General features: G+C 68.0%; 21 protein-coding genes. 2 read left to right on the top strand and 19 right to left on the bottom strand.

Features of this window, described 5'->3' with window-relative positions:
- Positions 1 to 8: 8 nt before the first annotated feature.
- From ACOCMH_RS09470 to ACOCMH_RS09455, 4 genes are all read right to left on the bottom strand, one after another.
- Positions 9 to 779 (bottom strand): enoyl-CoA hydratase, encoded by a 771-nt coding sequence (locus ACOCMH_RS09470; protein ID WP_427306731.1) that lies wholly within the window; start codon positions 777 to 779, stop codon positions 9 to 11.
- Positions 776 to 1,681: a 3-hydroxyisobutyrate dehydrogenase gene (mmsB, locus tag ACOCMH_RS09465; protein WP_427306730.1), complete on the bottom strand. Its 906-nt coding sequence runs from the start codon at positions 1,679 to 1,681 to the stop codon at positions 776 to 778. Before mmsB ends, ACOCMH_RS09470 begins: the two co-directional genes overlap by 4 nt.
- A 241-nt stretch (positions 1,682 to 1,922) precedes the next feature.
- Positions 1,923 to 3,446 (bottom strand): CoA-acylating methylmalonate-semialdehyde dehydrogenase, encoded by a 1,524-nt coding sequence (locus tag ACOCMH_RS09460; RefSeq protein ID WP_427306729.1) that lies wholly within the window; start codon positions 3,444 to 3,446, stop codon positions 1,923 to 1,925.
- A 43-nt stretch (positions 3,447 to 3,489) separates the two neighbouring features.
- Complete coding sequence (locus ACOCMH_RS09455) at positions 3,490 to 4,623, bottom strand: acyl-CoA dehydrogenase family protein (protein ID WP_427306728.1); 1,134 nt, start codon at positions 4,621 to 4,623, stop codon at positions 3,490 to 3,492.
- A 165-nt stretch (positions 4,624 to 4,788) separates the two neighbouring features.
- Between ACOCMH_RS09455 and ACOCMH_RS09450 the strand changes: the two genes are divergently transcribed.
- Positions 4,789 to 5,802, top strand: coding sequence for an AraC family transcriptional regulator (locus tag ACOCMH_RS09450; protein ID WP_427306727.1), 1,014 nt, complete (start codon positions 4,789 to 4,791; stop codon positions 5,800 to 5,802).
- A gap of 10 nt (positions 5,803 to 5,812) precedes the next feature.
- On the opposite strand, the gene fghA is transcribed toward ACOCMH_RS09450, so the two are convergent.
- The 15 genes from fghA to ACOCMH_RS09375 form a co-directional block, all read right to left on the bottom strand.
- Positions 5,813 to 6,655: an S-formylglutathione hydrolase gene (fghA, locus tag ACOCMH_RS09445; RefSeq protein ID WP_427306726.1), complete on the bottom strand. Its 843-nt coding sequence runs from the start codon at positions 6,653 to 6,655 to the stop codon at positions 5,813 to 5,815.
- 13 nt (positions 6,656 to 6,668) lie between these two features.
- Entirely contained in the window at positions 6,669 to 7,775 is a 1,107-nt protein-coding gene (locus tag ACOCMH_RS09440; RefSeq protein ID WP_427306725.1) for an S-(hydroxymethyl)glutathione dehydrogenase/class III alcohol dehydrogenase, read from the bottom strand.
- 183 nt (positions 7,776 to 7,958) lie between these two features.
- Positions 7,959 to 8,543: a glycerol-3-phosphate responsive antiterminator gene (locus ACOCMH_RS09435; protein ID WP_427306724.1), complete on the bottom strand. Its 585-nt coding sequence runs from the start codon at positions 8,541 to 8,543 to the stop codon at positions 7,959 to 7,961.
- 5 nt (positions 8,544 to 8,548) lie between these two features.
- Complete coding sequence (locus tag ACOCMH_RS09430) at positions 8,549 to 10,099, bottom strand: FAD-binding oxidoreductase (protein ID WP_427306723.1); 1,551 nt, start codon at positions 10,097 to 10,099, stop codon at positions 8,549 to 8,551.
- Positions 10,096 to 11,775 (bottom strand): FAD-dependent oxidoreductase, encoded by a 1,680-nt coding sequence (locus tag ACOCMH_RS09425; protein WP_427306722.1) that lies wholly within the window; start codon positions 11,773 to 11,775, stop codon positions 10,096 to 10,098. Before ACOCMH_RS09425 ends, ACOCMH_RS09430 begins: the two co-directional genes overlap by 4 nt.
- Before the next feature lie 16 nt (positions 11,776 to 11,791).
- Positions 11,792 to 13,342, bottom strand: coding sequence for an FGGY family carbohydrate kinase (locus ACOCMH_RS09420; RefSeq protein WP_427306721.1), 1,551 nt, complete (start codon positions 13,340 to 13,342; stop codon positions 11,792 to 11,794).
- Positions 13,339 to 14,802 (bottom strand): MFS transporter, encoded by a 1,464-nt coding sequence (locus tag ACOCMH_RS09415; protein WP_427306720.1) that lies wholly within the window; start codon positions 14,800 to 14,802, stop codon positions 13,339 to 13,341. The genes ACOCMH_RS09420 and ACOCMH_RS09415 overlap by 4 nt, the downstream gene beginning before the upstream one ends.
- Before the next feature lie 150 nt (positions 14,803 to 14,952).
- Positions 14,953 to 16,320: an NTP/NDP exchange transporter gene (locus ACOCMH_RS09410; protein WP_427306719.1), complete on the bottom strand. Its 1,368-nt coding sequence runs from the start codon at positions 16,318 to 16,320 to the stop codon at positions 14,953 to 14,955.
- Positions 16,321 to 16,331: 11 nt separating this feature from the next.
- Positions 16,332 to 17,249: an aldo/keto reductase gene (locus tag ACOCMH_RS09405; RefSeq protein ID WP_427306718.1), complete on the bottom strand. Its 918-nt coding sequence runs from the start codon at positions 17,247 to 17,249 to the stop codon at positions 16,332 to 16,334.
- 138 nt (positions 17,250 to 17,387) lie between these two features.
- On the bottom strand, positions 17,388 to 17,768 hold the full coding sequence (locus tag ACOCMH_RS09400; protein ID WP_427306717.1) for a type II toxin-antitoxin system VapC family toxin: 381 nt from the start codon (positions 17,766 to 17,768) through the stop codon (positions 17,388 to 17,390).
- Positions 17,765 to 17,971 carry a type II toxin-antitoxin system VapB family antitoxin gene (locus tag ACOCMH_RS09395; RefSeq protein ID WP_171513401.1) on the bottom strand — a complete coding sequence of 69 codons (207 nt, stop codon included), beginning with the start codon at positions 17,969 to 17,971 and terminating at the stop codon, positions 17,765 to 17,767. Before ACOCMH_RS09395 ends, ACOCMH_RS09400 begins: the two co-directional genes overlap by 4 nt.
- Positions 17,972 to 18,290: 319 nt before the next feature.
- Positions 18,291 to 19,652, bottom strand: a complete 1,362-nt coding sequence (locus ACOCMH_RS09390; protein WP_171513402.1) for a GntP family permease — start codon at positions 19,650 to 19,652, stop codon at positions 18,291 to 18,293.
- Positions 19,653 to 19,780: 128 nt separating this feature from the next.
- Entirely contained in the window at positions 19,781 to 20,173 is a 393-nt protein-coding gene (locus tag ACOCMH_RS09385) for a RidA family protein (RefSeq protein WP_012355941.1), read from the bottom strand.
- 55 nt (positions 20,174 to 20,228) lie between these two features.
- Positions 20,229 to 21,683, bottom strand: coding sequence for an N-acyl-D-amino-acid deacylase family protein (locus tag ACOCMH_RS09380; RefSeq protein WP_427306716.1), 1,455 nt, complete (start codon positions 21,681 to 21,683; stop codon positions 20,229 to 20,231).
- A gap of 2 nt (positions 21,684 to 21,685) precedes the next feature.
- Entirely contained in the window at positions 21,686 to 22,588 is a 903-nt protein-coding gene (locus tag ACOCMH_RS09375; protein ID WP_171513404.1) for a MurR/RpiR family transcriptional regulator, read from the bottom strand.
- Between the two features lie 41 nt (positions 22,589 to 22,629).
- Here ACOCMH_RS09375 and ACOCMH_RS09370 point away from each other — a divergent pair, with 41 nt between their 5' ends.
- Positions 22,630 to 22,806: a hypothetical protein gene (locus tag ACOCMH_RS09370; RefSeq protein ID WP_427306715.1), complete on the top strand. Its 177-nt coding sequence runs from the start codon at positions 22,630 to 22,632 to the stop codon at positions 22,804 to 22,806.
- The last annotated feature ends 8 nt before the right edge of the window (positions 22,807 to 22,814 follow it).

The raw sequence follows: 22,814 nt of genomic DNA, 5'->3' as shown, positions 1-22,814 counted from the left end.
GCTGGTTTCTAGGCATTGCGCCATTGCGGCGCGCGTTTCTCGAGGAAGGCGTTGACGCCCTCGCGCTGGTCGGCGTCGTCGAACAGGTCGACAAAGCGCTCGCGCTCCAGCGCCAGCGCGGCCTGGCGCGGCACGCCCTGGCGTGCCAGGTGCACCAGCCGCTTGCTGTGCGCGGCGGCACGGGGGCTGACCTTGCACGCGCGCTCGGCCATCGCCAGCGCCGTGGCCAGGGCCTGGCCGCGCGGCACCACCTCTTCCACCAGGCCGATGCGCAAGGCGGTGGCGGCGTCGACGCGCTCGTTGGTCAGGATCATGCGCTTGGCCCAGCCTTCGCCCACCAGCCACGGCAGCGTCTGCGTGCCGCAGCCGCACGGCAGCAGGCCGACGGCGGCTTCGGGCAGCGCCATCTGCGCGTGTTCCTCGGCGATGCGGATATCGCAGGCGAGCGCGCATTCGAGCCCGCCGCCCATGGCATAGCCATTGATCGCGGCAATTACCACGGGACGCGCATTCTGCAGCGCTTCGAAGGCGCTGCCGAACTGCTGCGCCATCACGCGCGCGTGCGCGCGGTCGCCCTCGGCAAAGCCGTTCAGGTCGGCGCCGGCGCTGAAGAATTTCTCGCCGGCACCGGTGACGACCACGGCGCGCACTTCGGGGCTGGCGTCGATCTTCGCCACCAGCTCGCGCAACTGTTGCAGGCCGTCGGCGGTGAAGGCATTGGCGGGCGGGCGGCTCAGCGTCAGCGTGGCGACGTGGCCTTGCAGGGCAAACTCGATCATTGCGTGGCCTCCTTGTCCGTGGCGGACAGGTACTGGCGGATCACGCCGGAGAAGTCGAGCTGGCCGTCACCGGCATGGCTTACGGCCTGGTAGATTTGCTGCGCCAGCGCGCCGAGGAATAACGGCTGCTTCACGCTGCGCGCGGCGTCGGCAGCCAGGCCCAGGTCCTTGAGCATCAGGTCCGCGCCGAAGCCGCCGCTGTAGCCGCGTCCCGCCGGCGCGGTCTCGATCACGCCGGGCCAGGGATTGCAGGTATCCGAGGCCCAGCAGCGGCCGGTGGAGGTGTTGACGATGCCGGCCAGCACGTTGGCATCGATGCCGAGCTTGACGCCCAGTGCCATCGCCTCGGACACGCCGATCATCGAGATGCCCAGGATCAGGTTGTTGCAGATCTTTGCGACCTGGCCCGTGCCAGTGCCGCCGCAGTGGACCAGGTTGCGGCCCATGCCCGCCAGCACCGGACGCACCTGGGCGAACAGGGCTTCGGTGGCGCCGACCATGAAGGTCAGCGTGCCGGCCTGCGCGCCGACGGTGCCGCCGGAGACGGGCGCATCGGCCAGCGCATTGCCATGGGCCTCGGCAGCCGCGGCCAGCTCGCGCACGGTGGCGGGATCGATGGTGCTGGAGTCGACCAGCGGCACGCCTGGCCGGACACCGGCCAGCACGCCGTCCTGGCCCAGGTAGGCGCTGCGCACATGGGCGGCGGCCGGCAGCATGGTGATGACAAAGTCCGCTTCGGCGACGGCCTTGCGCGCCGAGTCCGCGCTGGCGGCTCCCTCGGCGCACAGCGATGCCACCGCACTGGCGTTCAGGTCGAATACGGTCAGTGTGTGGCCGGCCTTGAGCAGGTTGCGCGCCATGGGCGCGCCCATGTTGCCGAGGCCGATGAAGGCGATATGCATGGGGTCTCCTTCGATGATGAATCTCGAATCCCGCTTGTTTTCTCCCCTTTCCCGCTTGCGGGAGAGGGGCGGGGGAGAGGGCGGGAGTGTCTATTGCTGCTGCGTTGCTTCAGACTGTTCGGGGTGGCGTGCCGAGGGTTTGCAAGAGGATGAGGTCCTGCAAGCGCCGGCCCTCACCCCCAGCCCCTCTCCCGCTCGCGGGAGAGGGGAGCAAGGCAACGGGTACGCTTGACTCCCTGCCTTACTTCAGACTGATGGTGGTATTCACTCCATCATTCACCGTAGCGTCGTCAAACCAGCGCGCCGTCACCGTCTTGGTCTGCGTATAAAACTGCACCACCTGCTTGCCATACGGCCCCAGGTCGCCCAGCTTGGAGCCGCGCGAGCCGGTGAAGCTGAAGTAGGGCACCGGCACCGGGATCGGGATGTTGATGCCGACCTGACCGACGTCGATCTCGCTCTGGAACTTGCGGGCCGCGGCGCCGCTTTGCGTGAATACGCCGGTGCCGTTGCCGAACGGGTTGCGGTTGACCAGCGCGATGGCGTCGTCCAGCGTTTCCACGCCGATCACCACCAGCACCGGTCCGAAGATCTCTTCGGTGTAGATCGACATGTCGGTCTTCACATCGGTGAAGATGGTCGGGCCGATGAAGTTGCCTTGCGGATAGCCGGGCACCTCAACGCCGCGGCCATCCAGCACCAGCGTGGCGCCTTCGCGCTCGCCGGCGGCGATCAAGCCGAGGATGCGCTCCTTTGCCGCCACGGAAACCACCGGACCGACATCGGTGCCTGGCTCCGCGCCGGCGCCGACCTTGAGCGTCCGGGCACGTGCCACCAGGTCAGGCACCCAGTCGCGCGCGGCGCCCACCAGCACTACCACCGAAGTGGCCATGCAACGCTGGCCCGCCGCGCCGAACCCGGCGCCCGCCAGCGCGTTCAGCGTCTGCTCCTTGTGCGCGTCGGGCAGCACCACCGCGTGGTTCTTGGCGCCCATCATCGACTGCACGCGCTTGCCGTGCGCGCCGGCGAGGTTGTAGACGTGGGTGCCGACCGCAGTCGAGCCGACGAACGACACCGCCTTGATGTCCGGGTGCGTGCACAGCGCATCGACCACGTCCTTGGCGCCGTGCACCACGTTCAGCACGCCCGGCGGCACGCCCGCCTCGAGCGCCAGCTTGACCAGTTCGATGGTAGAGAGCGGATCCTGCTCGGACGGCTTCAGCACGAAGGTATTGCCGCAGACGATCGCCATCGGGAACATCCACAGCGGGATCATCGCCGGGAAGTTGAACGGCGTAATGCCGGCGCAGACGCCGATCGGCTGCTGCAGCGTGTAGGTGTCGACGGTGGCGGCGACGTTCTCGGCGAAGCCGCCTTGCTGCAGCGTGCCGATCGAGCAGGCATGCTCGACCACTTCCAGCCCACGGAAGATGTCGCCTTCGGCATCGGCCAGCGTCTTGCCCTGTTCGGCGGTGAGGATGGCGGCGATGCGCTTGCTGTGCTCGCGGATCAGCGCCTGGAAGCGCAGCATGACACGCAGCCGCGCGCCGATCGGCGTATGGCGCCAGGTGGCAAAGGCGCGGTGCGCGGCGCCCACCGCTGCCGCCACTTCGCTGGCGGTGGCAAGCGGCACGCGTGCCAGCACTTCCTGCGTGGCGGGGTTGACCACGTTGCGGAACTCGGCGGCGGACGATTCCACCCATTCGCCGTTGATCAGCAGCGGTACGGTCGGCACGGCATGGTCGGTCTTGGGCACGGCGGTCATCATTGTCTCCGGAGGTGTTGTTTGTTGGCAGGGAAAGAAGGGGTCACAGGCTGCGCGCGATCAGCATGCGCTGGATCTCGCTGGTGCCTTCGTAGATCTGGGTGATGCGGGCGTCGCGGTAATGGCGCTCGACCGGGTAGTCTTCGAGGTAGCCATAGCCGCCGTGGATCTGCAGCGCCTTGGAGCACACGCGCTCGGCCAGTTCCGACGCATACAGCTTGGCCTGCGAGGCTTCGGACAGGCACGGCACGCCCTCGCTGCGCATGCGCGCGGCGCGATGCACCAGCAGCCGCGCGGCATTCAGTTCGGTGGCCATGTCGGCCAGCATGTTGGCGATGGGCGGGTGCTCGCGCAGGGCGCGGCCGAACTGGATGCGTTCGGAGGCATAGCGGCATGCCGCTTCGAACGCCGAGCGTGCGATGCCGATCGCCTGCGCGGCGATGCCGATGCGGCCGCCTTCCAGGTTCGACAAGGCGATGCGCAGGCCTTCGCCGGGCTCGCCGAGCAGCGCGTCGTGCGGGACGATGCAGTCTTCGAGCGTGATCGCGCAGGTGTCCGAGGCGCGGATGCCCAGCTTCTTCTCCGGGGCGTGAACGATAAAACCGGGCGTGTCGGTCGGTACCAGAAACGCGGAGATACCTTTCTTGCCGCGTTCCGGTTCGGTGGAGGCAAACACCACCGCCACGCCGGCGCGCTGGCCGTTGGTGACGAACTGCTTGCTGCCGTTGAGCACCCAGCCGTTGTCGGTGAAGCGGGCGCGCGTGCGCAGGTTGTGCGCCTCGGAGCCCGCCTGCGGCTCGGTCAGGCAGAACGCGCCGATCAGCTCGCCGCTGGCCAGCCGGGCCAGGTAGCGCTCTTTCTGCGCATCGGTGCCGTAGTGCAGGACCGGCCCGCAGCCAACCGAGTTGTGCACGCTCATCATGGTGGCGCAGGCGGCGCAGCCGGCGGCGATCTCTTCGATGGCCAGCGCATAGGCGACGTAGTCGGTATAGGTGCCGCCCCATTCCTCGGGCACGATCATGCCCAGCAGGCCCAGCGCGCCCATTTCGGCGACCACCTCGTCGGGCAGGCGGCCGTCGCGGTCCCATTGCGCGGCGCCCACGGCCAGCCGTTCGGTGGCAAAGGCGCGTGCGCTGTCGCGGATCATGGTTTGCTCTTCGGTGTAGTCGCTGTGCATGGCAGATTGGGATGGGGCGTTTGGAGCGGCGCTGCAACTGAGGCAGAATGCGCGCTCGGCGTTTGACCTGCGGCCAGTGTAGGAACGCCCGGGTTGGGCTCCTATGCCAAAATCCGCCAATCTTCCTGAACTCGTTTGCCACCCTCGTTTGCCACCCTCAGCGCCATGGAAAAAGGCAGTGTCGCCATCTGTTTCGTCCACCACGCCATTGCGGGGCTGCGTGCGCGCGGGATCGACCCCGATCCGGTGCTGCGTGGCGCCGGCATTGCGCCGGCGCTGCTGGCGGTGCCGCAGGCGCGGGTCTCGGCCGTCAGCTACAGCGAGCTATGGCTGGCCGTGGCCGCGGCGCTGGACGATGAATTCTTCGGGCAGGACTCGCGCAGCATGAAATGCGGCAGCTTTGCCATGCTGTGCCATGCGGTGGCGGGCAGCCGCACGCTGGCGCAGGGGCTGGAGCGCATCACGCGGTACTTCCGGCTGCTGCTCGACGATATCGGCGTGCGGCTCGAGCGCCATGGCGAAGAGGCCGCGCTGGTGCTGACCGCGCCGTGCGCGCACCTGGGGCGGCAACCCGGCGTGTTTGCCAAGGAAACCATGCTGATCATGCTGCATGGCCTGATGAGCTGGCTGTTGCGGCGGCGCGTGCCGGTGCGGCTGGCGGCGTTCGACTATGCCGAGCCGCCCTACAGCGCGGAATACCGCGTCATGTATTCGCGCCAGCTGGCATTCGGGCAGCCGGCCACGGCGCTGGTCTTCGACGCGGCGCTGCTGGCGCAGCCGGTGCGCCAGGACGAGCGCAGCCTCAAGGCCTTCCTGCGCGATGCCCCGCATAACGTGGTGGTCAAGTACTCGGACCGCAGCAGCGTGGGCGCGCGCGTGCGCCGGCTGCTGCGCAACCAGCGTCCGGATCAATGGCCCACGTTTGAAGACCTGGCGGTCAGCCTGAACCTGTCGGCGTCCTCGCTGCGGCGCCGGCTGATGGAGGAGGGCGTCAGCTACCAGGACCTGAAGGATGCGTTGCGGCGCGACCTTGCGATCGAGGCGCTCAGCCATTCCGGCCGCGCGGTCGCGGATATCGCGGCCGAACTCGGCTTTGCCGAGCCGGGCGCATTCCACCGGGCGTTCCGGCGCTGGACCGGATCGCGCCCGGGGGCTTACCGCCGGCTGGCGGAAGACTGAAGCGGCGCGGCTACAGCTGTGCCGCGTGGTGCCGGATGTGGTCGGCGATAAAGCTGGTGATGAAGTAGTAGCCGTGGTCGTAGCCGCTGTGCCGGCGCAGCGTCAGCGGCTGGCCGACGGCCTGGCAGGCCGCGGCGAATGCCTCGGGATGGAGCTGGCTTTGCAGGAACTGGTCATCCAGGCCCTGGTCGACCAGGATGCCGGCAGGAAACGGCGCGCCCGGCTGGCGCGCCATCAGCTCGCTGGCGTCGTACTGCGCCCACGTGGCGCGGTCACTGCCGAGGTAGCCGGCAAAGGCCTTCTCGCCCCAGGGGCAGCGCGACGGCGCGGCGATCGGCGCGAACGCCGACACCGAGCGGAAGCGCTGCGGATGGCGCTGCGCCAGCACCAGCGCACCGTGCCCGCCCATCGAATGCCCGCAGATGCCAACGCGCGCCCCATCGCCTGGCAAGGCGGTGGTCACCAGTTCGAACAGCTCATCCGCCACGTAGCTTTCCATGCGCCAGTGCTTGTGCCACGGCGCCTCGGTGGCATCGACATAGAACCCCGCGCCGACGCCGAAGTCCCACGCATCCGCCTCGCCCGGCAGGCCCGCGCCGCGCGGGCTGGTGTCGGGCGCGACCAGCATCAGGCCGTGCTCGGCGGCAAAACGCTGCGCGCCGGCCTTGATCATGAAGGTTTCCTCGGTGCAGGTCAGGCCGGCGAGGTAGAACAGCACCGGCACCCGCGCGCCGGCCTGCGCCTGCGGCGGCAGGTAGACCGAGAAACGCATCGGCAGCCCGATCGCCGCCGAATCATGGCGGTAGAAGCGCTGCACGCCGCCGTGACAGCCGTGTTGCGAGATCAGTTCCATGTCGGCGCGGTCCTCAGTACAGCACCACCGAGCGGATCGACTCGCCGCGCTTCATCAGGTCGAAGCCGTCGTTGATGCGCTCCAGCGGCAACGTGTGGGTGATCAGGTCGTCGATATTGAGCTTGCCTTCCATGTACCAGTCGACAATCTTCGGCACGTCGGTGCGGCCGCGCGCGCCGCCGAAGGCGGAGCCCTTCCACTCACGCCCGGTCACCAGCTGGAACGGACGCGTCGAGATCTCGGCGCCGGCCTCGGCCACGCCGATGATGATCGACTTGCCCCAGCCCTTGTGGCAGCACTCCAGCGCCTGGCGCATGACCTGCGTGTTGCCGATGCATTCGAACGAATAGTCGGCACCGCCGTCGGTCAGCTGGATGATGTGGTCGACCACGTTGTCGACATCCTTCGGGTTGATGAAATGCGTCATGCCGAACTTGCGCGCCATCGCTTCGCGCCCCGGGTTCAGGTCGACGCCGATGATCTTGTCGGCCCCGACCATCTTCGCCGCCTGGATCACGTTCAGGCCGATGCCGCCCAGGCCGAACACGACCACGTTGGCGCCGGCCTCGACCTTGGCGGTGAACAGCACCGCGCCCACGCCGGTGGTCACGCCGCAGCCGATGTAGCAGACCTTGTCGAACGGCGCATCCGGGCGGATCTTCGCCAGCGCGATCTCCGGCACCACGATGTGGTTGGCGAAGGTCGACGTGCCCATGTAGTGGAAGATGGGCTTGCCGTCGATCGAAAAACGCGAGGTGCCGTCCGGCATCAGGCCCTTGCCCTGCGTGCTACGGATTGCCTGGCACAGGTTGGTCTTGCGCGACAGGCAGAACTTGCACTGGCGGCATTCCGGCGTGTACAGGGGGATGACATGGTCGCCCGGCTTGAGCGAGGTCACGCCCGGGCCGACGTCGGTGACGATGCCCGCGCCCTCGTGGCCCAGGATCGCCGGGAAGATGCCTTCCGGGTCGGCGCCGGACAGCGTGTAGTAGTCGGTATGGCAGATGCCGGTGGCTTTCACTTCCACCAGCACTTCGCCGGCGCGCGGGCCGTCCAGGTCCACGTCTTCGATGGTCAGCGGGGCACCGGCTTTCCAGGCGATGGCGGCTTTGGTTTTCATGGGGGTCCTCCGGGATCAGGAATGGGGGTGCGGCTTGCGGGCGGCGCGGCAAAGAAGGGCGCGCGGGCCAGCAAGCCCGGTCCGAGGACATGACTATACGATCTTCCGGCGCTGGCACGCCAACTTTGGCCGATCAGCGGTCAGCGAAAGCTGCCATGCATGGGGCCGTGCGCGGTGGACGGCTCATGGCTTGAGCGCTTTCGCGTCCAGGCTCCAGAGCTTGCGGTCGCTGGTGGAGACGGCCACGGCGCCATGGGCGAGCGCGCCGCGGATATCCTCCCGGTTGCAGACAAAGCCGGAGGTCACGATCGGCGGCAGCGCCTTGCGGTCCGCTTGCGGCAGGTGCGACAGCATGGGCGCCGGCATCAGCTGCACCAGGTTCGGGTCGCTCTGCTCGAGCGCCTTGACGCTGCGCGGCCAGGTGGAGCGGTCGGTGACAAAGACCTTCTGCATCGTCACCATGCCCGCGCGGTTGGCCCGCTGGATTGTTGCCACGCGGGTGGACACCAGGCTGGTCACCCCGATATCGGCCAGGTACTCGACCCCGCCCTTGTCCTGCGACAGGCCTTCGCAGCTGTCGATATTGACGATGACGTACTTGTCAGCGCTGGCCAGCGTCGCGATCACCGGCTGCAGCTTGCGCAGCTCGACATTGGCGACGATGCAGACTTCAGCCACGCTTTCAAGCACGGCGCCGATCTGCTCGACGCCGTAGAGCGTGCCGATGACGGGGTGTCGCGCCAGGCGCGCACCGAGGGACATGTCCATGCGGATTACTTCGGTTCGTTGGCGAGCCGGTCACCGAGGCCCAGCTTGCCGGGGTTCAGCAGATGCTGCGGATCAAGCGCGTGCTTGACTGCCGCCAGCAGCGGGAAGGCCGTGTCCAGCGACGCCGCCATGTATGGCGCGCGCAGCAGCCCGATCCCGTGGTGGTGGCTCAGTGCTGCATTGTATTGGATCAGCACTGCGTTGGCCGCATCCCATGCCTGGCGATACCATTGCTGGCGATCCTCCACCGCCACCTCGCCGCGCAATGAGAAATACAGGCAGGCGCCGTCCACGTAGGCATGCGACTGGTGCGCGGAGCCGGCAAGGGTGCCCGGCACGGCGTTGATGGCCTTGACCACGTCGGCGTAGATTGCCGCCAGGTCGCGCCAGGGCCCGGACATTTCCAGCGTATCGGCGACAAAGCCTGGGCCGCGCTTGAAGCCCTCGGCGCTCTTGCCGGTCAGGTAGCGCGTGTCGAGCCAGCGCTCGAAGATGGCCGCGCTGTCCAGCTTGTCGCCAAGTTCCGCGCACACGCGCTCGCTGATCGTCATCACGGCATCGACCATCTCGCGCGCGCCCTCGTCGGCAACCAGCAGCACATTGGTGTCGGGCAGCCCGAACTGCACTCCGCTTTCCAGCGCGTCATAGAGGCGCAGCGCGGCCGGGTTGGCGCCGCGTTGCATGATCTCGCGGCAGGCCTCCAGGCCGATGGCAAAGGTCTGGAAGCCATAGGCGATGGCGCGCCCGTAGTCGGGCAGGCGATGCAGCTTCAGGCGCACGCGCACGATCACGCCCAGCATGCCCTCGGAGCCGATGAACAGCTGCTGCAGGTCCGGCCCCAGCGCCGCGCGCGAGTAGCCGCCCACGGTGACCAAGGTGCCGTCGGCGAGCACCACGTCCATGCCGAACACCATGTCTTCGATCTTGCCGTAGCGTGTGGACAGCTGGCCGGCGCCGCGGCAGGCCACCCATCCGCCCACCGTGCTGATCGCGTACGAAGACGGCCAGTGGCCCATCGTCATGCCGAATTCGCGCTGCACGGTCTGTTCGAAGATATCGCCGAACATGCCGGCTTCAACCTCGACGATCTGGCTGGCCTGGTCGAACCCGACCAGCCGGTTCAGCGCGCACACGTCGAGCACGATGCCGCCGCGCACGGGCAGGGCGGCACCGGTCACGTTGCTGCGCCCGGCCGACACGGTGACCGGAATGGCGCCGGCGCTGGCGATGCGCATGACGGCCTGCACTTGTTCCACAGTGGAGACGCGCACGATGACTGCGCGCGGCGTGGCCGGCTTGCCGGCGGTCTCCGTGATCATGGAGCCGGCCCACCAGTCGCGGGTCCATGCCACCACATTGGCCGTATCGGTCAACACTTCGTCGGCCACCTTGCGCAGGGCCGCGACATCGGCCGCGCCGACGGCGATGGCGTCGCGCTGCAGGCCGGGCGCATCCGGGGTGTCGTGGAGGTTCGCCGCATAGCCGGGCGGGGTGTGGGCGCCGATGACATAGTTGCCGCGGTTGTAGCCGCGCTTGATGGCTTCCTTGCTGATCATGCTGGGTCTCCCATGAGGACGGATTTTTCGACGGCGACTGCCGCCAGGTATTCGCTGACCTGCCGCGCCACCGCGGCTTCGGCCAGGCCGAGTTCAGCCTGAAGAATCTGGCCCACCCGTGCCGCGGCGCGGGCGGAGGCATCGCGCGCCATCAGGCGCGCGCGGATGCGCCGTGACAAGACGTCATCGACCGTGCCGGCCAGTTCGTGGCGCACGGCATAGACAATCTCGGCTTCGGTGTAGGGCAGGCCCTCGACGATGGGCCGGGCGAGGGCGGGGTCCGCCTGCAGGATGTCGCTGACGAAGCGCGCTTCGGTGCCGTAGCGCTCGCCCAGGTGCGCGGCCATGCCGCCGGACGCGACGATGGCCTGCGGGTCATAGCCGGCCGCGCCGAGCAGATACGCCGACCGGGTCATGCACTTGCCGCGCTTGCCGATGACCTGCTGCGCGGCATCGATGGTTTGCTCGGCCATGTGGCGCGCAGTCGTGAGCTTGCCGCCGACAATGGTCACGAGCCCGTCGTGCGCGACATGAATCTCATGGTTGCGGCGGATCTCCAGCGTCTTGCCGCCGGGCGGGGCCACCAGCGGGCGGCACCCCGCGATGCTGCCCACCACGTCCTGCGCCGAGAGGTCGACCTTCAGCGCCGAGCGCGCACCTTCGAGCAGGAAGTCGAGTTCCTGACGGGTGCAGAGCACGTTGTCGAGATCGCCGTCATAGTCTTCGTCGGTGGTGCCGAGGTACGACACGTTGCCCCACCGCGTGATGGTCGCGCGGCGATTGCGGCCCGGCACCGGGATCGTCACGGTGCAGTCATTGCGGATTTTCAGCCACGGGATGGCAACGTGGACCCCTTTGGCCGGGCGTATGTGCAGCGTCTTGTCCTCGCCCGGCTTGTGGCCGGTCCAGTCGCGCAGCCAGACACCGGTGGCCATGATGACCGCGCCCGCGCGCACGCGGAGCTCGCGCTCGCCGGCGTGGACGATGGCGCCATCGACCTTGCCGTGTCCGTCGCGCGTGATCGCGGTGACGGTGGCATGGTTGAGCACGGCTGCGCCGTGGAACGCCGCGGTCCGCGCGAGGTTCAGGGTCAGGCGGGCATCGTCGACGCGCGCATCGAAATACAGATAGCCGCCGGTCAGGTGTTCTTCGTTGAAGGTCGGGCAGTGGGACAGCACCTCCGCCTTGGTCAGCTTCTGGTGCAGGATGCCCTCGCGCCATCCGCCGGCCAGGTCGTAGGTCCAGAGCAGGCTGCCGAAGGCCTTGGCCAGGCGCTTGTCGAAGACGCCGTCGCGCTCCATCACCGGGAACAGGAACGGCAGCCGCTGCACCAGGTGGCGCGCGTTGCGGCGCAGGCGCTGGCGCTCCAGCAGCGAATGGCGCACCAAACCGAGGTTGCCCTGTTCGATATAGCGCAGGCCGCCATGCACCATCTTCGACGACTTGGACGAGGTCCCTGCGGCGAAGTCGTTCTTCTCTACCAGCGCCACGCGGTAGCCGCGCAGGCTGGCATCGAGCGCGGCGTAGGCGCCGGTGACGCCGCCCCCGACCACCAGGATGTCGAAGGCATCGGCCTCCAGGCGGCCGAGCTGGTCTGCGTGCACCAGCCGCAATGGCTCCGTGCCGGTCAAGGCGGCACGCTCGCGGTTCGCGCTGCGGGAGGGGAAAATCACCATCTTGGGTTGCTCCGGGTTAATGGGCCTGACGGCAGTCGTGGTCCTGACTAGCCGCGCGCGCGTCGGCATGGTCGAGCTCGGAGGCCACGCGCGCATGCCAGAGCGCACGCCGCTCGGCACGCTGCGCCGCGTCGAGCGCTGGCTCGAACACCGCGTCGGGTGCCGCGGTCGCGCGCGCCTGCTGCATGGAGTCCCACAGCAGGCCGGAAGCGCCGGCAAGGTAGGCAATGCCGCGCAGGCTGGCGCGGTCGCTCTCCTTCATGCGGTGGACGGGAACACCGCTGAGGTCGGCCTGCATCTGCAGCAGCGCGTCGCTGCCGGACAGTCCGCCGCCGACCACCAGCGCCGACACCGGCACGCCGGCAATGTCCTGGTTCGCCTCGATGCACGAGGCTACGGAATGGGCGATGCCTTCCAGGATGCCAAAGGCCATCTCCGCGCGCGTTGTTGCCAGCGAGATGCCAGCAAGTGCCGCGCGCGCCTCGGGCTGCATGCGCGGCACGCGCAGGCCGGTCAGCGCCGGGATAAAGATCACGCCCCGCGCCGACGTCACCGTGGCCGCCAGCGCGCTGATCTGCCTGGCGTTGTCGAACCAGCCGAGCTTGTCGCAGACCCAGTTGAGCGCCGAGCCGGTGGTGGCGACAAAGGTCTCGACCGAGAAGTGCGAGACGCCGTGGTGGCGGCGCGCGGTCATGGTCAGGGTGCTGTCCGACCTGCCGCTGCGTGCGGGAAGCTGCGGGCCGACCACCAGGTCGACGAAGCTGCCGGTGCCATGCAGGCACATCGCCTGCCCGGCATCAAGGCATCCGAGGCCGATGGCGCCGGCAAGCTGGTCGCCGGCGCACGCCAGGATCGGCACGTCGATGCCCAGCACGTCCGGCCGGGTGCGGCCGAAATCGTCCGCATCCTGGCGCAACTCCGGCAGCAGTTCCCGTGGGAAGCCGAGCGCATCGATCCAGTCGAGCCGGTAGCGATGCCCGGTCAGCATGTAGGCATTGCAGGAGGTCGCGTTGGTCGGCGTGGTAAGGCACGTGCGCGCCGTCGACAGGTGCCACAGCAGCCAGGTGTCGATGGTGCCGAAGGCGAGCCGGCGCTCGCGCAAGGCTTCGGCCACCGCCGGCGTGTCGCGCAGATGCCGTGCGGCCCACAGGTACGGCGAGCGCACACCGACGGGGCGGCCTACGGTTTCGCGCAGCGCGGTGTCCCACGCCGGCGCAAGCTGGTCGAGTTCGGCCGCATAGCGTGTGTCCTGCCACACCATGGCGGGGACCAACGCGCGCCCGGTCGCGGTGTCCCACAGCACCGCGGTGGCGCGCTGGCTGGCGACGGCGAGGGCAACCACGTCCAGGTTTTCATGAGCCGCCTGCGCGAGCGTGGCGCGGCAAACCGACAGCGTGCGTGCGAGCAGCGCGTCGGCGTCCTGCTCCACCACCCCGGGGCAGGGGCTGTGGATCTCCAGCGCGGCGTAGTGCAGGCACTTCACGTGGCCGTCGGCAGCCACCACCGCGGCGCGCGTGCCCGAGGTGCCTTCATCGATCGCAAGGATGACGTTGCTGCGCTGGGTCATGGCCGGGCCTTTTCGATCACGGGTTGCATAAAGCCCGATGCGTCCGCCGCGTCGCCCTTGAACTGCGGCGCATCGGCTTCGTTATCGGGATGGACCGCGGTGCGGGTGGGGTCCCAGCGGATCGAAAAGCAGATGATGCTGGCCAGCAGCGGCACTACCGAAAGGATCAGGAAGGTAGTCTCCAGCCCGTATTGCGCGCGGAACAGCGGGAACACCAGCAAGCCCAGTGCGGCGCCAATGGCACCGAGCGCGCCGATGACGCCGTTGGCCCCGGCGCGCAGTTCGCTGCGGAATGACAGGGACGACAAGCTCTTGCCATTCGCGCCGGGGCCGGCAGAGTGGAACAGGATGAACAGCGACGGCACCACCACGGCGATCCACATCGGCATCTTGCCGTTGAACAGGCCCAGCATCAGCAGCATGGCGAACACCGCCGCGAAGCCGAACGCCGAGGCGCGGCGCAGGCCCAGCGTGCGGCCGACCAGCGGCGACAGGAAGCCGCCGACAATGCCGCATACGTTGAACACCAGCGCGCCGATGGTCGCGTAGACAAAGTCCTTGCCAAACAGCGCCGCGCTGATCAGCGGCAGGTACCAGCCGATCGCGAAGTACTGGATCGACTGGCCGATCTGCACGGTGGCGGCGAGCATGGTGCGCGGCAGATAGATGCCGCGGAAGATCAGCAGCACGTTGGCCAGGCCGCGGCGCGCCTGGTTGAGCACGGGGATCCGCTCCGCCGGCGGCGCGGCAATGAAGGCGCGCCCGTAGATGCGCGTCATGGCGCTGGCGGCGGCTTCGAGCCGTTCCTTGCGGGCCAGCCAGGTCGGGCTTTCCACCAGGAACAGGCCCTGCAGCAGCAGGATGGCCACGCCGAAGACCGCCGTGGCGGCCACCGAGTAGCGCCAGATCGTATCGCCGACGTCCCACGAGTAGAACAGCAGCGCCAGCAGCAGGTTGGCGCAGACGGCCGTGTACCACATGCCTTGCCATGTGTTCAGCCGGCTCTTGAGCTTCACCGGCGTGAACTCCGCCAGCACGGCCATGGCGATGGCAAAGTCGATGCCATAGGCCGCGCCGACAAAGAAGCGCCCGGCCAGAATCACCTCGAATCCCGGCGCGAACACGACCAGCACAGCGCCGACTACCGCCAGCACCTTGGCGAGAATCAGCGGCCGGACGCGGCCCCAGCGATCGGCCATCCAGCCGCCGATCGGATTGAAGGCAATGGCCACCCACGATGCGAACGACGTCAGCAGCGCAACCTTGGCGGGCACCAGCTGGAGGTCGCGCGTCATTGGCCCGAGGCCTGCGCTTAGCGCTGAATTGGAAAACGCGTCGAGGAACAGGCCGCCCAGGGCGAGCCACCAGATGGCAGCGGCCCTGCCGCGTATGCCAGGGCAGGAATCTATGTAGGCAATGACATCATCGATGCCACGAAGCTTGATCGCAGAAGGTTGCACGGCGGTCTCCTTTTACTTGTTCTGTAAGAGGCCGCAGCAACTGCAAGGCGCGAAGAGACCATCTTACAGATGGTCTCTTATCTAGATCTGCGAGGCCAATGTATGGCTTCGCAGGGACAGCGTCAACCGGGAAAACCCTTGACCCGGGAGCTAGCGTGCCGCCGGATTTTGCGTGGCACGGCGAAGACTGGCTTCCTTGGGGCCAAGCTGTCCCTCATGCCGCCGTCCCAGCCACCAACCCAGTCCGGCCCACGCCAGTGCCAGCAGGGCGCCTGCCAGGGCTACCGTCGCGGGATGGCCCGACAGCGCATCGATGGCGGTCTTGACCCAGGCACTCACCGCATCGCCCGCGCGGTAAACGGCGGTGTCGATGACGTTCTTGGCCTTGTACTTGGTTTCGGCATCGACCACGGTGAACAGCATTTCGCGCCCGGGGCGCAGCAGCGCGTATTCGCCCACGCGCCGCAGGATCATGACGGCCGCGAGCACGCCGAAGGTGGGCAGCAGGGCCAGCACAAGGAAACCCGCGGTGACGGCCAGCGGCACTGCGGTCAGCAGCATGGTGACCCCATAGCGGCGCGCCATGCGGCCGGTGAAGAACAGTTGCACCACGATGGTCAGCGCCTGTACCGCGGCATCCAGCGCGCTGAACACCTGGGTCTGGCGCGTGCGTTCGGGGAAGGCCTCGGCCACCAGGCGGGCCTGCTCGAAATACAGGAAGGTGCTGGCCGTGGCCAGCAGGATCACGAACAGGCCGATGCCAAGCAGATAGCGCGAGCGCAGCAGCAGCGACAGCCCGGCCAGCAAGCCGCCGCCGATGGGGTTGGCCGGGTCCTGCGCCGCCCCGGCAGCGGCTTGCTCCGGGTGCGCCTGGCCCGCGCCGGCACGCCGGCGCCAGCCGAACAGCCAGCCTGCGCCAGGCAGCGTCGCGGCCAGCAGCGCGGCCGACAGCAGCATCAGCCCGGTCAGGCCGATCTGCGGCACCAGCCAGCCGCCCAGCACCGGCCCGGCCAGTCCGCCCGCGCTGGCGCCGGCGGCCAGCAGCGCGAACAGCCGGCGCGCCTGCTCGGGCCTGAACACATCGGCCATCAGGCTCCACGCCACCGACACCACGAACAGGTTGAACACCGACAGCCACACGTAGAACACGCGCGCCAGCCAGACGTTGTCCGGCAGGGCGCGCGTGGCCAGCGCAAAGGCCAGCAGGTTGGCAACGAAGAAGGCGTATACCCATGGCACGAAGCGGCGCCGCGGCAGCCACGCGCAGACCGCGCCGTAAAGCGGGATCGCGGCCAGCATCACGACGAAGGTGGCGGTGAACAGCCATTGCAGGTTCTTTACGCCGCCGGCAATGCCCATGGTCTCGCGCACCGGGCGCAGCATGAAATAGCTGGCGAACAGGCAGAAGAAGAACAGGAAACCGGCCACCACCGCGCCGGCTTCGCCGGTGCGGACGCCAAAGCCGCGCCACAGCCGGGCCAGGCCGCTGGCAGGTGGTTCGCGCTCGGGATCGTCCACGGCAGGCCGACTTAGCGCAGCAGCGCCACAATGCGCTCGCGCTGGCCGGGGTCGGGCATGCGGCCCAGCCCGGCGCCGAGGTTGTCGGCCATGTTGCGCGGCTTGGAGGTAGCCGGGATCGCGGCGGTCACGGCCGCATGGCTGACGACAAACTTCAGGAACAACTGGCCCCATGAGCCGCAGTCAATATCGCCGGCCCACGGCGGCAGCGGACGGTCCTTGACGGCACGGAACAGCCGCCCGTCCTGGAACGGCCGGTTGGCCAGCACCGCCACGCCGCGCGCCTCGCACAGCGGCAGCAGCGTGCGTTCGGCATTGCGCTCGGCCACGGAATAGTTGACCTGGACAAAGTCGACGCGCTCGCTGCGCACGATCGTTTCCAGCGCCTGGTGGGCGTCTTCGCGGTAATGGGTGATGCCCAGGTAGCGGATGCGGCCCTGTTCCTTCAGTTCGCGCAGCCAGCGCAGGTTGTTTTGCCAGTCGATCAGGTTGTGGACCTGCAGCAGGTCGACCTTGTCCACCTGCAGGTCGGCCAGCGAGCGCGCCCATTGCGCCTGGGCGGGCGCGCCGGCCCGGGCCGAGATCTTGGTGGCCAGGAACACCCGGTTGCGGGCATTGGCCGCGCGCAGCAGCTCGCCGGTGACGGCTTCGGCGGTGCCGTAGCTGGGCGCGGTATCGACCACCGAGCCTTCGGTCTGCAGCAACAGACCCATTACCTCCGCCAGTGGCTTGCGTTCGTCAGCGCCGGTGCCGACATCGAAGGTGTCGGCGGTGCCCATGCCGATCACGGGCAGGGCTTCAGTGGTGCCGGGGATGTTGCGGCGCAGGGGCGCTGCAACGGTGGCGGCATGACCAGGCACGGCTGGCCCGAGCCCGGTGGCGGCCAGCCCCGCGGCCAAGCCAAGGAATGAGCGACGGTCGATCGACATGGGGCGTTTCCCGGCAAGTCACTGTCTGGTTGACCTTAGGCGGTGGCCCGGGCCATGTAAACCTTGCGTTGAGCCCCCCACACCAGACCTGCGCCCGGGGCCCTGGCGATGCCGGACCAGCGTGGCGGCCGCAGCGGCCTAATGCAGCCGCGGTCGATGTGCGACACCAAAGCGTACGGACAATTCGTTGAGGCGCTGGTCCAGCGACCACAGCCGGGCACCCGGCGTAATCAAGGTGGAAGCCAGCAATGAGACGTCCACCAGGCCGCAGCCCAGTCCATACAATTTCTCGTGCTCGATCAGCGCGATGACTTCCCCCAGGCTCGCCTGCCTGGCAGTCTGCAACAGACTGATGTCGCCAAGGGTCCGGTCCCGTGGTGCCGGAGGCGTCCCGCAGGCGAGTTCAGCCACGACCATCGGGTGGGTCAGCACCTGGTCAGCCTGCATCAGGCGGACCAGTGCGTCATTGCGGTACCTGAAATGGTCGACCCACACCGAGGTGTCGACGAGCACGCTCATTTGGCATCGGGCTCGGCAGTACGACGGGGCACGTCCTGCATGTCGGGAACGGCGCCGCCCAGCGCGGCAAGCCGCTTGGCTGCCTGTACCCGGACGAAGGTCTTGATTGCCTCACGAAAAAGATCAGATTTGTCCATACCCGGATCCGCCATCTCTAGTGCTTGTTCATACAGGGCGTCATCAATCGTGACGGTGGTGCGCATGCCAGGCTCCTTGCTTCAAAGTTGATGTCAATATGCATCAAAAATGGAATCAAGGCAAGCGCAGCGGTGCGCGTAGGTATGCGCCGACGCCCACACGCGCGCAACAGCCATGGCGCTCATGGGGCGGTAAGCAGCGCTTGCGCACCGCAGGCCTGCGGTGCGTATCGCACCCGCTCACCGGTCACCGATGACGCCTCCAGTATCGGCTTCCCGTGCCGGGGAATCGATGAGAGGCGTCGCATTTCAGGCGGGCAGCGCTTGCATGCGTCCACCATCTGCCGGGACCGCGTGGCGCGGCCCCGGCGCGCCGTTTCGACGTTCAGACCAGCGTGGCCAGGCCCAGCGTCAGCAGCAGCGCCACCACCGAGATGATGGTTTCGCAGACCGACCAGGTCTTGAAGGTCTGGGCCACGGTCATGTTGAAATACTCCTTGACCAGCCAGAAGCCGCCGTCGTTCACGTGCGACAGGATCAGCGAGCCGGCGCCGGTGGTCAGCACCAGCAGTTCGGGGCGGGTGCCGGGCACGCTGGCGGCGATCGGCGCGACGATGCCCGCCGCGGTGGTCATGGCGACGGTCGCCGAGCCCGTGGCGATACGGATCATCACCGCGACCAGCCATCCAAGCACCAGCACCGACACGTTGGCGCCGGTGGCGACGTCGACGATGGCGTTGGAGATGCCCGAGTCGCGCAGGATGCGGCCAAAGCCGCCGCCGGCGCCGACCACCAGCGTGATGATGGCGGTGGGCGCCACGCACTCGTTGGTGAACTTGAGGATGGTTTCCCGGTTGAAGCCGCGTGCCTTGCCGAAGGTGTAGAAGCTCACCAGCGCGGCAATCAGCAGCGCCATCACCGAGTTGCCGATCAGCTTCAGGAAGTCGTTGGCGAAAGTCTTGGGCGTGGTGAACAGGTCGGCCCAGCTGCCGATCAGCATCAGGATCACGGGCAGCAGGATGGTGAACACCGTGATGCCGAAGCCTGGCAGCTCGTGCGATGCCTTGACGCGCTCGTCCTCTTCGGTGAATTGCTGGGCGAGCGGGTTGTACTCGGGCAGCTTGACGTAGCGGTCCATCAGTCTGGCGAACAGCGGGCCGGCGAGCGCGGCGGTGGGAATGCCCACGATCAGCGCATACATGATGGTCTTGCCGATATCGGCGCCATACGCCGTCACCGCAAGCAGCGCCGCCGGGTGCGGCGGGATCAGGCCATGCACCACCGACAGGCCGGCCACCATCGGGATGCCCACCAGCACCATCGACGTGCCGGTGCGCTTGGCCACGTTGAAGGCGATCGGCACCAGCAGCACGAAGCCCACCTCGAAGAACACCGGCAGGCCGACGATAAAGGCGATGGTGGCCATGGCCCAATGCACGTTCTTCGCCCCGAAGAAATCGATCAGGGTGTTGGCGATGCGCTCGGCGCCGCCGGACTCGGCCATCATCTTGCCGAGCATGGTGCCCAGGCCCACCACCAGCGCAATATGGCCGAGGGTGCCGCCGACGCCGGCTTCAAACGACTTGACGATGTCGCCCATCGGCATGCCCACGGCAAAGCCGAGCAGCACCGAGACGACCACCAGGGTAATGAACGGGTTGAGCTTGAAACGCGCGATCAGCACCACCAGTGCGATCACGGCGATCAGCGCATACACCAAGAGCGTGGTTCCGGTGACGGCACCCATATTGTCTCCTTGCGTGGAAAAAAAGCCGCTTGTGGCGGCATGGTTGGATTTTTGGTTTTTTCCCCTCTGCCGCTTGCGGGAGAGGGGGCAGGCAATCAGGAATCAGCGATCAGCAATCGGCAGCAGGCTCAGGCCGCCGGCTTCTTGTAGGCGATGCAGTCCACCTCGACCTTGCAGTCGACCACCATGCTCGATTGCACGCAGGCGCGCGCGGGCGGGTTGGCGCCGAAGTATTCCTTGAAAATCTTGTTGAACGAGGCAAAGTCGCGGGTGTCGTCCAGCCACACGCCGCAGCGCACCACGTGCTCAGGGCCATAGCCGGCCTCGGCCAGGATGGCCAGCACGTTCTTGATGGCCTGGTGGGTCTGGGGCACGATGCCGCCGTCGATGACCTCGCCGTTGACCATCGGCACCTGGCCGGAGACGTAGAGCCAGCCGTCGGCCGCGACCGCGCGGGCAAAGGGCATGTGCTGCCCGCCAGTACCGGTGCCGCCTTCGACGCCGAATCGTTTGATGTCCATGAGTACTCCTGGAGATGGGTGGGATAGGGGAGGGAAGCGCGGCGCTGCGAGCGGGTCAGCCCGCGCCGCGCGGCAGGAACCGGCCGGCACGCACGCCGGTGCTCTGGCGTTGCTGCCATGACAGCTCGCCGTTGACCCAGACCGCGGCAATGCCCTCGGCCGGTTGCATGGGATCGGTAAAGCTGGCCGCGTCGCGGATGGTGGCGGCATCGAACAACACCAGGTCGGCCCAGTAGCCTTCGCGCACGAAGCCGCGCTCGTGCAGCCCGAAGCGCTCGGCGGACATGCCGGTCATCTTGTTGACGGCGACGGTCAGCGGAAACAGTTCACGGTCGCGCGCATAGTGCCCCAGCACGCGCGGGAACGCGCCCCACAGGCGCGGGTGCGGCAGCGGGTCGTTGGGCAGGCCGTCCGAACCGACCACCGTGGCCGGATGGCTGAGGATGCGGTCGACGTCGGCGTCTTCCATGCAGTGGTAGACGGCGCCGGCAGGCATCAGCCGGCGCGCGGCTTCGAGCAGGTCGACCTGCCATTCGGCGGCGATATCGGCGAGCAGCCGGCCGCTCATCTCCGGCGCGCCTTCGGACCATGTCACCATGATGTCGAAGTCGCTGGTGACCTGCTTCAGGTCCAGCGTGGATGAGCTCGCGGTGTAGGGATAGCAGTCGCAGCCTACCGGCTGCCAGCGCTGCGCGCCGTCCAGTGCGTCCAGCACCTCGGTGCTGCGGCCCCAGTTGGCCACGCCGGCGCATTTCAGGTGCGAGATCACCACCGGTACGCGCGCATGGCGGCCGATGCGAAAGGCCTCGTCCATGGCGTCAAGGATCTCGGCAAACTCGCTGCGCAGGTGGGTGGCGTAGAGCGCGCCGGCTTTGGCCAGTGGTTCGGCCAGCGCCAGCACTTCCTCGGTCGGGGCGCTGAAGGCGTTGGCGTAGGCCAGGCCCGTGGACAGTCCCAGCGCGCCGTGCTGCAGCGCTTCTTCCAGCTGCGCGCGCATTGCCGCGATTTCTTCCGGCGTCGCGGCGCGGTCGAAGCGGTCCATATGGTTGCTGCGCAGCGCGGTATGGCCGACCAGCGCGGCGACATTGACCGCCGGCTGGGCGGCTTCGACCGCGTCGACATAGGCCTTGAAATCCGGATAGCGGAAGGCGTCGGCATGGCCGAGCAGGTTCATCGGGTCGGGTGGCTCGCCTGCCAGCGTGACCGGCGCGGCGCTGATGCCGCAGTTACCGACTACCACCGTGGTGACGCCCTGCGACAGCTTCGGCGTCATCGCGGGCTGGCGCACCACGTTGGTGTCGTCATGCGTGTGCACGTCGATAAAGCCGGGGGCGAGCACCAGGCCATCGCCCTCGACCACGTGCGCGGCCGCATCGGGATCGATGGCGCCGGGGGCATCGATGCAGGCGATGCGGCCATCGCGCAAGGCCACGTCGGCCAGGCGCGCGGCCGCGCCGGAGCCGTCGAGCAGCGTGACGCAGCGGATCAGGGTATCGAACAGGTGTGGCATGGTCAGTCTCCCAGCGGCTGGCGGCTGTCGGGGCCCTTGCCGGGGCCGCTGTCGCCGCGATGGCTGTCGAGCACGTACTTGAGCCGGCGCAGGCGCTCCTTGCTCTGGTCCGGCTGCAGCAGCGCGCATTGCGTGGCCAGCACGTCCAGCACCATCAGCATGGCGTAGCGCGATGCCGACGGCTTGAAAATAAAATCGGTCTCCAGCGTGCGCACCGGCAGCAGCACGTCGGCGCGCGCGGCCAGCGGCGAGCCCAGCGCGGTCACGGCCACCAGGCGGGCGCCGTATTCGCGCGCGATATCGCAACTGGCCAGCATCTCCGGCACGCGGCCGCTGGCCGAGAAGGCCAGCACCACGTCGTCGCGGCCCAGCGTGGCCGCCACCATCTTCTGCAGCAGGGCATCCTGGTAGCTGGCCACCGGCAGGCCCAGGCGCGCCAGGCGGTGGCGCGCTTCATCGGCCATGAATGAGGAGCCGCCGCCCATGCCAAAAGCGTAGACCATGCGTGCGCCAAGCAACAGGCGCGCTGCAGCCTCGATGCGCTGCGCATCCATCAGGCCGCGGTTGGCTTCAAGCGCGCCGAGGATGTCGGCGTGGATGCTGTCGGCCAGTGTGGCCGGCGCGGCCTCGCCTGCGGCGCTTGCCGGCTGCAGGAAGCGCGCGCCCACCGCGGTGGCCTGGGCCAGGCGCAGCTTCAGGTCGCGCACGTCGCGGCAGCCGATGGCCTTGGCAAAGCGCGTCACGCTGGCCTCGCTGACACCGGCCTTGCGGGCCAGCTCGTTGATGCTGGCCGCTGCCGCGCCGGCCAGGTCTTCCAGCACCACCTGCGCAACCTTCTGCTCGGCCAGGCGCAGGGCGGGGCCGCGCTCGGCGATGCGGGTCAGGATGTCGAAGGGCGCGGTCATGGTCGGTGTGGGTCTGGGCGAAGCGCGTTTGGATTCGTAATGTGACGAAAGCTGCAGTCGAGGCGGACAGGGGCTATAACAGTGACTGGCGCCTGAGCATTGGCACTCGTCCTGGCTGCGCACTGGTGCTGCCGCGTGCTGGCGTGTTACTTTATAACAAGGATGAAATATCTTATTTTCAGGGCTATCATTACGTCAATCAGATTTTTTCAGGGTGATGACAGGC

It is taken from the genome of Cupriavidus sp. H39 (genome assembly GCF_050271075.1).
Taxonomy (GTDB): Bacteria; Pseudomonadota; Gammaproteobacteria; order Burkholderiales; family Burkholderiaceae; genus Cupriavidus; species Cupriavidus necator_B.
This window is presented reverse-complemented; position numbering and strand designations above follow the sequence as displayed.

Excerpts from the sequence above, each read along its gene's own strand:
- fghA (WP_427306726.1), bottom strand. The coding sequence starts at position 6,655 with ATGGAACTGATCTCGCAACACGGCTGTCACGGCGGCGTGCAGCGCTTC.
- ACOCMH_RS09440 (WP_427306725.1), bottom strand. The coding sequence starts at position 7,775 with ATGAAAACCAAAGCCGCCATCGCCTGGAAAGCCGGTGCCCCGCTGACC.
- ACOCMH_RS09385 (WP_012355941.1), bottom strand. The coding sequence starts at position 20,173 with ATGGACATCAAACGATTCGGCGTCGAAGGCGGCACCGGTACTGGCGGG.
- ACOCMH_RS09455 (WP_427306728.1), bottom strand. The coding sequence starts at position 4,623 with ATGCACAGCGACTACACCGAAGAGCAAACCATGATCCGCGACAGCGCA.
- ACOCMH_RS09460 (WP_427306729.1), bottom strand. The coding sequence starts at position 3,446 with ATGACCGCCGTGCCCAAGACCGACCATGCCGTGCCGACCGTACCGCTG.
- ACOCMH_RS09450 (WP_427306727.1), top strand. The coding sequence starts at position 4,789 with ATGGAAAAAGGCAGTGTCGCCATCTGTTTCGTCCACCACGCCATTGCG.
- ACOCMH_RS09470 (WP_427306731.1), bottom strand. The coding sequence starts at position 779 with ATGATCGAGTTTGCCCTGCAAGGCCACGTCGCCACGCTGACGCTGAGC.
- ACOCMH_RS09400 (WP_427306717.1), bottom strand. The coding sequence starts at position 17,768 with ATGAGCGTGCTCGTCGACACCTCGGTGTGGGTCGACCATTTCAGGTAC.
- ACOCMH_RS09430 (WP_427306723.1), bottom strand. The coding sequence starts at position 10,099 with ATGATCAGCAAGGAAGCCATCAAGCGCGGCTACAACCGCGGCAACTAT.
- ACOCMH_RS09395 (WP_171513401.1), bottom strand. The coding sequence starts at position 17,971 with ATGCGCACCACCGTCACGATTGATGACGCCCTGTATGAACAAGCACTA.
- ACOCMH_RS09390 (WP_171513402.1), bottom strand. The coding sequence starts at position 19,652 with ATGGGTGCCGTCACCGGAACCACGCTCTTGGTGTATGCGCTGATCGCC.
- mmsB (WP_427306730.1), bottom strand. The coding sequence starts at position 1,681 with ATGCATATCGCCTTCATCGGCCTCGGCAACATGGGCGCGCCCATGGCG.
- ACOCMH_RS09375 (WP_171513404.1), bottom strand. The coding sequence starts at position 22,588 with ATGACCGCGCCCTTCGACATCCTGACCCGCATCGCCGAGCGCGGCCCC.
- ACOCMH_RS09380 (WP_427306716.1), bottom strand. The coding sequence starts at position 21,683 with ATGCCACACCTGTTCGATACCCTGATCCGCTGCGTCACGCTGCTCGAC.
- ACOCMH_RS09435 (WP_427306724.1), bottom strand. The coding sequence starts at position 8,543 with ATGGACATGTCCCTCGGTGCGCGCCTGGCGCGACACCCCGTCATCGGC.
- ACOCMH_RS09420 (WP_427306721.1), bottom strand. The coding sequence starts at position 13,342 with ATGACCCAGCGCAGCAACGTCATCCTTGCGATCGATGAAGGCACCTCG.
- ACOCMH_RS09425 (WP_427306722.1), bottom strand. The coding sequence starts at position 11,775 with ATGGTGATTTTCCCCTCCCGCAGCGCGAACCGCGAGCGTGCCGCCTTG.
- ACOCMH_RS09405 (WP_427306718.1), bottom strand. The coding sequence starts at position 17,249 with ATGTCGATCGACCGTCGCTCATTCCTTGGCTTGGCCGCGGGGCTGGCC.